General features: G+C 49.7%; 11 protein-coding genes. 7 read left to right on the forward strand and 4 right to left on the reverse strand.

The window, feature by feature from the left end; all coding sequences use genetic code 11:
* The first annotated feature begins 207 nt into the window (after positions 1-207).
* A complete protein-coding gene (locus JK154_RS11320) occupies positions 208-1,122 on the forward strand; it encodes an SPFH domain-containing protein (protein ID WP_211992642.1) in 915 nt (304 codons plus the stop codon).
* Positions 1,119-1,565, forward strand: coding sequence for an NfeD family protein (locus JK154_RS11325; protein WP_211992643.1), 447 nt, complete (start codon positions 1,119-1,121; stop codon positions 1,563-1,565). The genes JK154_RS11320 and JK154_RS11325 overlap by 4 nt, the downstream gene beginning before the upstream one ends.
* On the opposite strand, the gene cueR is transcribed toward JK154_RS11325, so the two are convergent.
* Positions 1,562-1,969, reverse strand: coding sequence for a Cu(I)-responsive transcriptional regulator (gene cueR / locus JK154_RS11330; RefSeq protein WP_211992644.1), 408 nt, complete (start codon positions 1,967-1,969; stop codon positions 1,562-1,564). The two genes, JK154_RS11325 and cueR, sit on opposite strands and share 4 nt — an antisense overlap.
* 201 nt (positions 1,970-2,170) lie before the next feature.
* On the opposite strand from cueR, the gene copA reads away from it, so the two are divergent.
* The 3 genes from copA (at position 2,171) to ybaK (ending at position 6,145) form a co-directional block, all read left to right on the forward strand.
* A complete protein-coding gene (gene copA, locus JK154_RS11335; protein WP_211992645.1) occupies positions 2,171-4,681 on the forward strand; it encodes a copper-exporting P-type ATPase CopA in 2,511 nt (836 codons plus the stop codon).
* Positions 4,682-4,799: 118 nt separating this feature from the next.
* The gene (locus tag JK154_RS11340; RefSeq protein WP_211992646.1) at positions 4,800-5,606 is read left to right on the forward strand and encodes a TraB/GumN family protein; all 807 of its coding nucleotides are present in this window, start codon (positions 4,800-4,802) and stop codon (positions 5,604-5,606) included.
* A 59-nt stretch (positions 5,607-5,665) separates the two neighbouring features.
* Positions 5,666-6,145, forward strand: coding sequence for a Cys-tRNA(Pro)/Cys-tRNA(Cys) deacylase YbaK (gene ybaK, locus JK154_RS11345; RefSeq protein WP_211992647.1), 480 nt, complete (start codon positions 5,666-5,668; stop codon positions 6,143-6,145).
* Between the two features lie 4 nt (positions 6,146-6,149).
* On the opposite strand, the gene ushA is transcribed toward ybaK, so the two are convergent.
* Positions 6,150-7,802 carry a bifunctional UDP-sugar hydrolase/5'-nucleotidase UshA gene (ushA, locus tag JK154_RS11350; RefSeq protein WP_211992648.1) on the reverse strand — a complete coding sequence of 551 codons (1,653 nt, stop codon included), beginning with the start codon at positions 7,800-7,802 and terminating at the stop codon, positions 6,150-6,152.
* A 318-nt stretch (positions 7,803-8,120) separates the two neighbouring features.
* Between ushA and JK154_RS11355 the strand changes: the two genes are divergently transcribed.
* Together JK154_RS11355 and ybaL are read left to right on the forward strand one after the other, a co-directional pair.
* Positions 8,121-9,335 (forward strand): MFS transporter, encoded by a 1,215-nt coding sequence (locus JK154_RS11355; RefSeq protein ID WP_211992649.1) that lies wholly within the window; start codon positions 8,121-8,123, stop codon positions 9,333-9,335.
* 217 nt (positions 9,336-9,552) lie between these two features.
* Positions 9,553-11,232, forward strand: coding sequence for a YbaL family putative K(+) efflux transporter (ybaL, locus tag JK154_RS11360; RefSeq protein WP_211992650.1), 1,680 nt, complete (start codon positions 9,553-9,555; stop codon positions 11,230-11,232).
* A 69-nt stretch (positions 11,233-11,301) separates the two neighbouring features.
* Here ybaL and JK154_RS11365 read toward each other — a convergent pair whose 3' ends face one another.
* Positions 11,302-12,603 (reverse strand): inosine/guanosine kinase, encoded by a 1,302-nt coding sequence (locus JK154_RS11365; protein WP_211992651.1) that lies wholly within the window; start codon positions 12,601-12,603, stop codon positions 11,302-11,304.
* Positions 12,604-12,666: 63 nt separating this feature from the next.
* On the reverse strand, positions 12,667-13,629 hold the full coding sequence (hemH, locus tag JK154_RS11370; RefSeq protein WP_211992652.1) for a ferrochelatase: 963 nt from the start codon (positions 13,627-13,629) through the stop codon (positions 12,667-12,669).
* Positions 13,630-13,732: the final 103 nt, after the last annotated feature.

Consider the following 13,732-nt stretch of genomic DNA (forward strand, 5'->3'; position numbering starts at 1 on the left):
TTGACAAAAAAGAAAGATATTTACGGCAATAAAGTGGAATAACACCGTTTTTAAAAAACAGGTTTGTGTCTTCAGATGGCGTCAGGCATAGCATCAATATTTGACCGAATTCAGTCACGGACTCTTTTCGCTGGTATCTGTCCTCCTGCTAAGGGATGATGGTCTCACCATCAAGGCATACACTGAATAAAACAATGGGAGGTTTTTATGTTAGCCGTGATACCTGTTTTCATCTTTGTCGCACTAATCATCGTCTTTGCCGGGGTAAAAATTGTTCCCCAGGGATTTCAATGGACGGTGGAACGCTTTGGCCGTTATACCAAAACGCTGATGCCAGGTTTAAATCTGGTAGTACCGTTTATGGACAGAATTGGCCGTAAAATTAATATGATGGAGCAGGTGCTCGACATCCCATCCCAGGAAGTTATCTCTAAAGATAACGCCAATGTTGCCATTGATGCGGTCTGTTTTATTCAGGTTATCGATGCGCCCCGGGCTGCCTACGAGGTAAGCAATCTGGAGCTGGCCATCATCAACCTCACCATGACGAATATCCGAACCGTACTGGGCTCCATGGAGCTGGATGAAATGCTCTCCCAGCGTGACAATATCAACACCCGTTTGCTGCATATTGTGGATGAAGCGACCAATCCCTGGGGGATTAAAATCACCCGTATCGAGATTCGTGATGTTCGCCCACCGGCAGAGCTGATTGATGCTATGAATGCCCAAATGAAAGCCGAAAGGACTAAACGCGCCTATATTCTGGAAGCAGAAGGGATTCGTCAGGCTGAAATTGTCAAAGCTGAGGGTGAAAAACAGTCAAAAATACTGAAAGCGGAAGGTGAACGTCAGTCTGCTTTTTTAGAAGCAGAAGCACGGGAACGTAGTGCCGAAGCAGAAGCCCGAGCCACACAAATGGTCTCTGAAGCGATTGCCAAAGGGGATATTCAGGCCATTAACTACTTTGTTGCCCAGAAATATACGGATGCCTTACAGAACATTGGCGCAGCAAATAACAGTAAAGTCGTCATGATGCCGCTGGATGCCACCAGCATTATGGGTTCTATTGCCGGTATCAGTGAGTTACTGGGGCAAAATAATACAGAGCGTAAAAAATGATTGCCCACCTTCTTGCCCATCCACATGTCTTCTGGCTGGTGTTAGGAGGACTGTTGCTCGTTGCTGAAATGCTGGGCACGGCGGGCTACCTGTTATGGAGTGGTCTCGCCGCCGTGGTTACTGGCCTGTTAAGTTGGGTACTTCCCCTGGGCTGGGAACTCCAGGGGGTATGCTTTGCTATTCTGACGCTAGTGGCTGTTTTTCTCTGGTGGCGCTGTCTTAATTCACGCAAAAAACCACCCCTGGGTGAGATCCTCAATCAGCGTGGTCAGCAACTCGTTGGTCGTCGGCTATGCCTGGATTCAGCGTTAGTGAATGGCCGTGGTAATGTGCGTATCGGCGACAGTAGCTGGCCTGTAGTGGCAGAAAGCGACCTGCCCGCTGGCAGCGAGATCATCGTCGTGGCCGTTGACGGTATTTTGTTAAAAATACGCTCAGTTTAGGGCGTTTGTTGGTGCTGACAGCCCGATAAGTTATCGATTATGGGGCAGTCTGCGCCTTCATCACCCGGGCAGGCTTCTGCCAGGGCCAATAATTGCTGGTGCATTTCTTGTAATGCCTGAATATGCAGCGCTATCTCGCCCACTTTTTTCAGTGTCCGGGCTTTAACATCGGCACTATGGCGGGAAGGGTTGTGGAACAGGTGCAGTAATTCCTGGCACTCTTCAAGGCTAAAGCCAATTTGTCGGGCTTTGCGTAAAAAAGTTAGCTCTTCAAGCTGTTTTTGATGGTAAGTACGGTAACCATTATCGGCCCGATATGCAGGGGTCACGAGTCCTTTCTGCTCATAAAAACGAATTGCTTTACTGGTCAGCCCGGTTTTTTTTGCCACATCGCTAATATTCATGTTTCCCCTTGACCTTACCCTTACTGGAAGGTTTAACCTTCACCATATAAAGTCGATACCTTAAATAGTTCAGGTTGCAACACGTGGGATATGACGGTTCTCAGCGAAAAACGCCACATCCTATAACTTCATCTATCATGGGTATAGCTGAACTTTAAATCAGGGTCAATCATACCCTTATTTTCCAACAGGAGACTGAATATGTCACAGATAATTGATCTCAATCTTGATGGTTTAACCTGCGGTCATTGTATTCAACGTGTTAAAGAGAGCCTTGAGAAACGTGGTGACGTTGAGCAGGCTGAGGTGACAAAAACCCATGCCCGAGTTACCGGCACGGCAACACCAGAGTCGCTTATTGAAACGGTAAAAGAAGCGGGATACGGCGCCGAGGTGGCTAGCCACCCAAAGGCTGATCCGCTGACAGAATCGTCAACTCCGTCGGAAGCACTGACAGCGGGTAGCTCTATTCTTCCGACACACAACAGTGAAAATGAAGATGATAGCCAGCAATTATTGATTGGTGGTATGAGCTGTGCCAGCTGTGTCTCCCGGGTACAAAATGCCTTGCAAAAAGTACCCGGAGTCAGCCAGGCACGGGTCAATCTGGCCGAGCGTAGTGCCCTGGTTATGGGCACTGCCAGCCCGGATTCCTTGGTGCAGGCGGTAGCCAGTGCTGGTTATAGCGCAGAGGTTATCGAGGATGACCAGGAACGACGTGAGCGTCAGCAAGAAACTGCCGACGCGGCCGTGAAGCGTTTCCGCTGGCAGGCCATCGTTGCACTGCTGGTAGGGATTCCGGTGATGGTATGGGGCATGATGGGCGACAATATGATGCTCTCAGACGGCAACCGCAACATTTGGCTCACGATTGGCGTCCTGACCCTGGCAGTCATGGTCTTTGCCGGGGGACATTTTTATCGTAGCGCATGGCGTAGCCTGATGAACGGTGCAGCCACCATGGATACCTTGGTCGCCCTGGGAACTGCCGCTGCCTGGCTCTATTCCATTACGGTCAATATCTGGCCTCAGTACTTTCCGATGGAAGCACGACACCTCTACTACGAGGCCAGTGCGATGATTATCGGTTTAATCAATCTCGGCCATATGCTGGAACAGCGCGCACGCCAGCGATCATCAAAAGCACTGGAACGCTTACTCGATCTGACACCGCCTAGTGCCAGGGTCGTCAGTGATGAAGGTGAAAAAACGATCCCTCTTGCGGAGGTGACGGCTGGCATGATCCTGCGCTTAACCACCGGTGATCGTGTCCCTGTTGATGGCAAAATAACCCAGGGTGAAGGCTGGTTTGATGAAGCGATGCTGACCGGGGAGCCGATCCCATTACAGAAAGCATCAGGTGATGCTATTCATGCCGGGACAGTAGTACAAGACGGTTCGGTGCTGTTTGAAGCCACGGCCATCGGTAGCCATACCACACTGTCTCGTATTATTCGTATGGTGCGCCAGGCGCAAAGTAGTAAACCGGAAATAGGCCAGCTGGCGGATAAAATTTCGGCCGTATTTGTGCCAGTGGTCGTGCTTATTGCCCTCTTAAGTGCTGCTGTATGGTACTTTTTTGGCCCGGCACCGCAAATTGTTTATACCCTGGTGGTCGCCACCACGGTGTTGATCATCGCCTGTCCTTGTGCCCTGGGTTTGGCAACCCCGATGTCGATTATCTCTGGGGTGGGCCGCGCGGCTGAATTCGGGGTTCTGGTGCGGGATGCGGATGCCTTACAACGGGCGAGCACACTGGACACTATCGTATTCGATAAAACAGGCACCCTCACCGAGGGTAAGCCCCAAGTCGTGGCGGTAAAAACAGCAACGGATGTGGATGAAGCCCACGTTTTAGCACTGGCAGCAGCACTTGAACAAGGCTCCAGTCATCCTTTAGCCCGGGCGATTATCGAAAAAGCGGCATCCGTACACTTGCCAGATGTCACCGGATTTCGCACCCTCAGGGGCTCAGGCGTGAGCGGCACTATTCAGGGTCAGCAGCTGTTGCTGGGTAATAAAGCCTTGTTAACAGAACAAGGTGTTGATACCGACACCTTTGATGCCACTATTGAAGAGTACGGGCATCAGGGAGTCACCCCGGTTCTGCTGGCAATAGACGGAAAGATTGCAGCATTGTTTGCTATCCGTGACCCCCTGCGTAGTGACAGTGTCAGTGCCTTGCAGCGCCTGCACCGCAATGGTTATCGTCTGGTGATGTTAACCGGCGACAATACCATTACCGCCAATGCGATTGCTAAAGAGGCTGGAATCGATGAAGTGATTGCAGGGGTGTTGCCTGAAGGCAAGGCTGAGGCGATTAAAGCCCTGCAAGGCAAAGGGCACCAGGTTGCCATGGTCGGAGACGGGATTAATGATGCCCCTGCGCTGGCACAGGCCGATGTGGGTATGGCCATGGGCGGTGGCAGTGATGTAGCGATTGAAACCGCCGCTATCACCTTAATGCGTCATAGCTTGACAGGCGTTGCTGATGCACTGGCAGTATCGAAAGCAACCCTGGGCAATATGAAACAAAACCTACTCGGGGCATTTGTTTATAACGCATTGGGGATCCCCATTGCCGCCGGGGTACTGTATCCCTGGACTGGTACACTACTCAATCCGGTGGTCGCGGGAGCCGCAATGGCACTCTCTTCCATTACTGTCGTCAGTAATGCCAACCGATTACTGCGTTTTAAACCTAAAGCGTAACACTATAGTGCCTGGCGAGGCTTTCCCCGCCAGGCCTCATCGCTCGCTTCCTGAGGGGAGATATTTGCACCATCTCATGTGCAATAGTAGCATGGCTTTTTTGCCAGGAAATCGCGACATGGGTTTATTTCAGCGTCTTAGCTCAATTTTTTCTCGCCTGACCGCAACCGCTTATCCCTGGCCTGCGATTGATATTAGCCTGCCGGGGCGGCAGCATTTACATTTGGTCGGTAGTATCCATATGGGAACCCAGGGTATGGCTCCCTTACCTGCTCGATTGCTAAAAAAGCTGCGAACGGCTGATGCATTGATTATCGAGGCTGATATTAGCAGTAATAGCTCCCCCTTCAGTGGGCTCGCACCTGAAGATGATCTCGCTACTCGCCTCAGTACTGAACGCTACCAACAGGTTCTGGCCCTCTGCACAGAATTCTCCATCCCCTTGTCAATGGTTGATCATGCCCCACAATGGCAAGTTGCTTTAATTCTGCAAGCCCACCAGGCACAAAAACTGGGGTTACGTGCCAATTATGGTATTGACTACCAGTTAATTGAGGCCGCGCGTCAGTACGATATCGAAATACAAGAACTGGAAGGCACAAAAAATCAGGTCGAGCTATTAACAACACTGCCGAACGGCGGCAGTACTCTGCTTGACGATACACTGACCCACTGGCACACGAATGCCCGTATGTTACAAGTTATGATCAGTTGGTGGCTGTCAACCACTCCCCCTCACGAAGAGACCAGCCTCCCTGATACCTTCAGTGGCGAGTTGCACCGTGTTCTGATCGCGCAACGAAATCAACAATGGTGTACCTTTTTACAACGGCTACCACCAGGACATTATGTGGTCGCCGTCGGGGCACTGCATCTGTTTGGTGAGGGAAACGTGCCCTCACTACTGAAAGCCCGGCAGCCTTAAACTGGCATGCTCTGCATCAGAGCGATATTGATAGATGATTAGAAATAAAGAAGGAAACCATGACACCAGCAGTAAAACTCCTTGAAAAGAACGGTATTCCCTTCACCCTGCATGCTTATGAGCACGATCCCCAGGAAACCAATTTTGGTGATGAAGTCGTACGCAAACTGGGGCTGAACGCTGAGCAGGTGTATAAAACCCTGCTGGTCGCCGTTAATGGGGACATGAAGAATCTCGCGGTTGCGGTAACACCGGTCGCCGGGCTACTGGACTTAAAAAAAGTAGCTAAAGCATTAGGCACAAAAAAGGTCGAGATGGCAGACCCAATGATTGCCCAGCGTGTGACAGGCTACCTGATCGGGGGGATCAGCCCGTTAGGGCAGAAGAAACGCCTGCCAACGGTGGTGGATGCCTCTGCACAAGCGTTCGCCAGCATCTTTATTTCCGGGGGAAAGCGTGGGTTAGATATAGAAATGGCAGCGAGCGACTTGACCACACTGCTTAATGCACAGTTCGCCGACATCGCTCGCCACGACTAAGGCATTATTGCCAGCTGACCTCACCTTTTGGCTGGTACTGTTCACTGTCCAGTGGTGAGTTTTCCTCGATATACTGTTTCAGCACTTCGGCATCAACAAAACCGGTGTTTACATATCCCGGTTTTCCGTCAATCACCGGGTACCCGTCACCGCCAGTAGCATTAAAATTCAGGGTTGCCATACGGTAGGTTTTTGTCGGATCAACGGGTTGCCCCTTAATTTTTAAATCCTGCAGTTTGCCATCCTTAGAGACAAAACTGACATTTGAGAATTGGGGGTATGCACCCGAGTCAGGCGTTTTCTGTGAGACTGCCGTCAAGTAATCCACCACCTCTTTGCCATTCATATCCACATAGACGACGGTATTGCCGAACGGCTGTACTTTCAGCACATCTTTATAAGTAATATCACCCGGTTCAATTGAGTCACGCACCCCGCCCCCACTCATTACCCCAAAATCAGCCTGAGTCCGTGCCATTTGAGCGGCCAGTAACAGGCGTCCCATATTGGTTTGCACAAAACGGACTTTACTGCGGTCACCTTCAAAATGACCAGTACTACTCCCCACCTTCCCCTTCAACGCGGCCTCGCCCTTATCCTGGAACGGCGTCAGCAGTGCCAGCATATGGCCATCCTCCGGGATCTCGGTGGTATAAAGTACAGGCTCACTTTTACCTTCTGGGGTGGTTATCTTATGCTTTAGATTAACTGGCATCAGCTGGTAGTTAACCAGCGTCATCTCCCCATTACGAAATTCATAATCAGCGCGCCCAACATATTTGCCCCACTCATGGGCCTGAACAATCCATGTGCCATTCTGGCGATCTGGCGTGCAGGGGGTGCCCGGCACATAGTCAGCCTGTTTTTGGTTTACAGCCCCCATACACACCGGGTTTTGCGAATGGCCCCCCACAATCATGGTCAAAGCCCCTTCTGGCAGACTGCGGGCCATTTCCACATCACCCGGAGCGTTAGAGCCGTGATGCCCATTGTCGTAATGCCCCATATGGGTTGCGGCAATAATCACATCCGGTTTTTCGGTTTTGTTAAGCACGTTAATTAACTTGCCGGCTTCCTCTGCAGGGGAACGAAACTCTATATCAGTGAAAAATGCCGGGTTACCAATTTTGGCCGTGTCATCGGTTGTCAGGCCAATAACCGCAATTTTAACGCCTTGTTGGTCAAATAAAGCATAAGGTTGAAACAAACGTTCGCCGGTACTTTTCTGGTAAATATTGGCAGACAATAGCGGGAAACCAGCCCATTTTTCCTGCTGGCGCAGTACGCTCATAGGCTTATCAAACTCATGATTGCCAATCGCCATCGCATCGTAGCCAATCATTTTCATACCACGGAAGTCAGGTTCAGCATCTTGCAAGTCAGATTCTGGCACCCCGGTGTTAATATCACCACCAGACAGCAGTAAGACAGTCCCGCCCTTTTCAGCAACTTCTTTACGCACGCTGTCTACTAAGGTTTTCTGCGCTGCCAGTCCATATTCCCCGTTGTCATTTTTCCAGAAACGACCGTGGTGATCGTTAGTATGAAGAATGGTGATATTGTAGGTTTTATCTTTTTCCCATGCTAACGCCTGAATACTGGTTAAGCCAAGCGCCGCCAGGAGCGCAATCGTTACTTTTTTCTTTAATAATGACATCGAAACATCTCCAGAGAAATATTGCCCTAATAAGCATTAGTCGCAAAAATATTAGCTCACGTACTATATCGTGATAGATTACTTTCAGTCGCAAAAAATGAGTAGAAAGGAGGGGCAAGGCATGTTTTATGAAGAATGTTCACATTGTGGCGTTATTTTATATCGGGGATATTTGCATATAACTTGCTGAAAGTTATATGTATAGAATATGTGGTTTTATTTAAATAAGGTTAGACAGGCATCAGGGGAAAGCCGCGAGTGATAAATCCTCTCTGCCACTTAATTACGTATAAAAACAATCAATATTGACAGGTCATAATGGCAAACTCTGACGACGTATATCCGGGAATACCGCCGGAGAAAAAAAGATCGCGCACCGCCTTTGGAATTCTAGGGGCGATAAGCTTCTCTCATTTACTGAACGATATGATTCAGTCCCTGATTCTGGCTATTTACCCGCTACTTCAGTCTGAGTTTTCACTCTCTTTTATGCAGATAGGCCTTATTACTCTGACCTTTCAGCTCAGTTCCTCATTATTTCAACCACTGGTCGGGCACTACACGGATAAACACCCCATGCCCTGGTCGCTGCCCGTTGGGATGTGTTTCACCCTCAGCGGGCTAATTCTGCTGGCACTGGCCGGAAACTTTACGTCGGTATTGCTGGCAGCTGCCTTAGTAGGAACCGGTTCCTCCATCTTTCATCCTGAATCATCGAGGGTGGCACGCATGGCATCCGGGGGTCGTCATGGCCTGGCACAATCTATTTTTCAAGTGGGTGGGAATTTTGGTAGCTCGTTGGGGCCACTACTGGCAGCGCTGGTTATTGCCCCTTACGGACAGGGAAATGTGGCCTGGTTTGGCCTGGCGGCGCTACTGGCTATCGTGGTACTGCTACAAATCAGTCGCTGGTATGCCGCCCAGCACCGGATCGCAAAAAGCCGCCCGCCAGTAAAGGTTGTCAGTCCTTTACCCCGGAATAAAATCATCCTGGCCATCTCTGTTTTGCTGTTGCTGATCTTTTCTAAATATTTTTATATGGCGAGTATTAGCAGTTACTATACTTTCTATTTAATCGATAAATTCAACGTGTCGATACAGAATGCTCAAATTCATCTGTTTGTGTTTTTATTCGCCGTTGCGGCGGGCACCATGATTGGGGGCCCGGTAGGGGATAAAATCGGGCGCAAATACGTGATTTGGGGATCAATTTTAGGGGTCGCCCCCTTTACTCTGTTATTACCTTACGCATCTCTCTACTGGACCGGGGTATTAACTGTCATTATCGGCTTTATTCTGGCTTCCGCATTTTCTGCCATTCTGGTGTATGCCCAGGAGTTATTACCTGGCCGTATCGGCATGGTTTCTGGACTCTTTTTTGGTTTTGCTTTTGGTATGGGCGGGTTAGGTGCGGCCATTTTAGGGGTCGTTGCTGACCATACCAGTATTGAATTAGTCTATAAAATCTGTGCATTTCTGCCATTATTAGGGATTGCGACTATATTCCTGCCTGATATCCGCCATAAAACCTGAATTTATCGGGCCAAAGTCATGCTTTGGCCATGCATTCACCCCATACAAACCGTAATTCTTCTGGTCATAACTAGGCTAAATGTCAGTCAGAGCGTTTTTTTTCTCGAAAAGTGTTTTTTATTTAAATTTGTAAAATTTTTAATAAACGTTTAGGTGTAAATTGTCATAAACTAACCGTAAGAATTTTGGATCATCGGCTAAACCAAGAGGAGACGGAATGCATCACGCCACACCGCTTATCACCACCATTGTTGGTGGACTTGTGCTTGCTTTTTTATTAGGAATGCTTGCTAACAAATTCCGAATCTCTCCGCTGGTCGGTTATCTATTAGCCGGTGTGCTGGCAGGCCCGTTTACACCTGGATTTGTTGCTGACACCAAGCTGGCACCTGAACTGGCAGAATTGGGCGTTATTCTGCTGATGTTCGGTGTCGGGTTGCATTTCTCTCTCAAAGATTTAATGGCAGTAAAGGCCATTGCTATTCCCGGCGCCATTGCACAGATCGCCGTTGCAACCTTGCTGGGAATAGCGCTCTCCGCGATGATGGGATGGTCTTTAATGACCGGTATCGTATTTGGTCTCTGTCTGTCTACCGCCAGTACTGTCGTACTGCTCAGGGCACTTGAAGAACGGCAATTGATAGAAAGCCAGCGAGGACAGATAGCGATTGGCTGGTTGATTGTTGAAGATCTGGTAATGGTTCTGACCCTGGTACTTTTACCGGCCATCGCCGGAATGCTGGAACAGGGTGACGTTGGTTTTGCCACGCTGGGTCTTGATATGGCCATCACTATTGGTAAGGTCGCCGCATTTATCGCCCTGATGATGCTGGTAGGCCGCCGTCTGGTGCCCTGGATTCTGGCTCGCAGTGCCGCGACAGGTTCACGAGAGCTGTTCACACTGTCTGTGCTGGCAATGGCACTAGGTATTGCCTTTGGTGCGGTTGAACTGTTCGATGTGTCCTTTGCCTTGGGCGCATTCTTTGCGGGTATGGTACTTAACGAATCGGAATTGAGCCACCGTGCAGCCCATGACACCTTGCCCCTGCGTGATGCTTTTGCCGTCCTGTTCTTTGTCTCCGTGGGGATGTTGTTTGACCCGTTAATCCTGATTGAAGAGCCGCTGGCCGTGCTGGGTACCTTAGCGATCATTATCTTTGGTAAATCCCTTGCTGCATTCATTTTGGTGCGAATGTTTGGTCACTCCCAGCGTACCGCCCTGACCATTGCCACCAGCCTGGCACAAATCGGTGAATTCGCCTTTATTCTTGCTGGACTGGGCATGATGCTGGGCCTGTTGCCACAAACAGGCCAAAACTTGGTTCTGGCAGGGGCTATTCTCTCTATCATGCTGAATCCGATTCTGTTTGCTATCCTGGAGCGTTACCTGGATAAAACAGCAACCCTGGATGAGCAGACCTTTGAAGAGGCAATTGAAGACGAAATACAGGTCCCCGTGGATATTTGCAACCATGCGGTACTGGTAGGTTTTGGGCGTGTTGGTCGCCTGCTGGGTGAGAAGTTAATTGCCCAGGGCACACCACTGGTAGTGATTGAGATGTCCCGCAATCGGGTTGATGAACTGCGCGAGCGCGGCATTAACGCCGTGCTGGGGAATGCGGCCAGCGAGGAGATAATGAACCTGGCACATCTGGATTGCGCTCGCTGGATGTTGCTGACCATTCCAAATGGTTACGAAGCGGGGGAGATAGTCACCTGCGCACGTGAAAAATGCCCGGATATCGAAATTATCGCCCGTGCCCATTATGATGATGAAGTGGACTATATTACCGAGCGAGGGGCCAACCATGTGGTTATGGGCGAACGTGAGATAGCCAATACCATGCTGAGTATGCTGCCCCTGCCAACGCATCAAGAACAAGCCCTGACGTCATAGTCAGAGGTTCTTGCCGTGATAAATCCATGTCCCCAAACCGGGGGACATGGATAACCACAGCGTCACACTTTAGCGATCCCAGTAAGACTCTTCCAGGCTGTCTTCTCGTTCTGGTAACCCACGAGTAAGCCGGGGAGCGTGTTGGTTCAGCACTTGAAAGCTGACACGGTTCGCATACTTACACACTTGAGCCAGTGAAGAGTAAGTGAGCCAGGTATGCTGATGTTTACTGGAATTGGGTACATTACTGCGATGGTAATTATTCGCCGTAATATCATGCAACAGCGCGGCTAATGCGCCATCCCCTGCCCCATTGGTGTTCATGATTTTTTCCGGGCCGCCCATGTAAGGCGCAATATGCGAGTAGATCCTCAATGACTGCTGGCAATCTTTCAGCCGCATGGCGCGGCTAAACTCGTACTGATTAAACTCCGCGATCTTCCCCGGTAACAATGGGTGCTGGGTGATACGTTTAGCACTTTCTTCCGTGTACCCAGCCATATAGAGCCCTACGGGGCCCGCCGTACAGAGCACTAAATCAACCCAGTCCAGCGCTTTATCCGCCGCCAGTAAGGGATCACTTTCACCGGTAAGGGCTTCGCCCTCTTCTTCGTTCATCGCCAGGATTGAGATATTTTCGCGCAGAAAGGTCTGCCACCATTCAGGATTTTCAGCAATGACATATTTCGTGCCGAGCGTCAGCACGACTGGAACATCATATTTTTTTGCCAGGCTGATAGCACGCATCGTCGCTTCTGCCATAGGCTCACCGGGTTTACAACGGACCAGATAAGAGGTCAGAACCAGGGCTGAAGCACCCGCGATCATCTCTTCAGGAATGCTCTCAGCCCGTAACTTATTCATATGCCCCGGACTGATGGCGAAGGTGCGTTCCCCTTGTTCACTGATTAGTGTAAAACAGCGACCAATTGCGCCTTCGACACCTTGAAGATAGTTCAGATCAGTACGGCTGGAGGTGTTACAAAGATAGCGATAGGCGTAACTGCCAATTTCAATATTGCTGCACATTACCCCCAATAATACAGAACGGTCATCTGCCAGTACTGAGTAGTTATGCAAGGTATTACCAATAGTTCCCCCCGCAAACTGATGGGTAATCAAATTATTACGGGTCAGCTCCTGGTATAAAAGATCCGCAGTATCATCTTCAATCACCAATGAATGACCAAGGCTAAGTCCATAACGTTGAATAAAATCATCGTCAACTTTAGCTTCAATATCCACCAGTGTCTGGTCGATACCCACCACCCAGGAAGAGCTATTCTCAGCTTCTGATACTTGTTTCAGTAATGGGTCACGAGCATTGACCGGGAAGTAGTGTTTGGATTTGCGTTTGCCTGGGAATTTCATGATGTTGTTTCAAGCTGACCAATAAGACGGAGAATGGTAGCATTCTCCGTCCCAGGATCCTATTTAGCGGTAACGTTCTGTCAGCGTTATCATCATTTTTATATGTTCCGGGGCATCGTTTAAGGCTGGAATGTACTCATATTTCTCACCACCGGCTTCGATAAAGACATCACGATTCTCTACCATCATCTCTTCGAGGGTTTCCAGACAGTCGGATGAAAAACCTGGGCACATGACCTGGATATGCTTAACCCCTTTTTCTGCCAGCATTTTTAGCGTTTCATCGGTATAAGGCATCAACCATGGTTCACGGCCAAAACGGGACTGATAACTCATCATCAGTTTTTCTGGTGGCAACCCGAGATAATTGAGTAAAGCGTGAGTCGTATCACGACAGCGCTGAGGGTAATCATCCCCTTCATCAGCAAATCGCTGAGGTATGCCGTGGTAGGAGAGTAGCAGAATATCCGGCTCTCCCTGTTCAGCAAACGCACGTTTAACCGTGCTGGCCAGCGCTTCGATATAACTGGGCTCCGTGGCATAGTCCCGAATCAAGGAAATAGCAGGAAGGTTACGAGACTTCGCAAATACCGTGCCCAGGGCATCCCAAACTGCCGCGACTGTCGAACAGGAATATTGTGGATAAAGTGGCAACACAATGATGTGATTTACCTGATGTGCCATTAATTCGTCGACCGCACTCTGCAGGGACGGCTCCCCATAGCTCATGCCTAAAGCAACAGGCGTGTCCGGGAGTTGCTCTGCGAGGGCTTTCTTCTGGCGCTGACTGTAGACCAACAGGGGAGACCCCTCGTCCATCCAAATGGATTTATAGAGCTTTGCTACCCGCCCGGAACGCAGGGGCAGAATAACGCCCCGCAATAACGGCCACCAGATAATACGGGGAACATCCACCACGCGACGGTCACTGAGAAATTGACGTAAATAACGTCTGACTGCCGCTGTGGTTGGCGCGCTGGGCGTGCCGAGATTGGCCAGTAAGATGCCTATTTTTTCCTGACTCATTACCATCCCTCAATTGATCAACAGCTTCTGATTGTAACCTAAATAGTCGGTTAGCCGAGGACTTACTGCCAACGATAAAATTCAGACAAAAAAATACCAGAGT

Source organism: Citrobacter sp. JGM124, from assembly GCF_018257795.1.
Lineage (GTDB): Bacteria > Pseudomonadota > Gammaproteobacteria > Enterobacterales > Enterobacteriaceae > JGM124.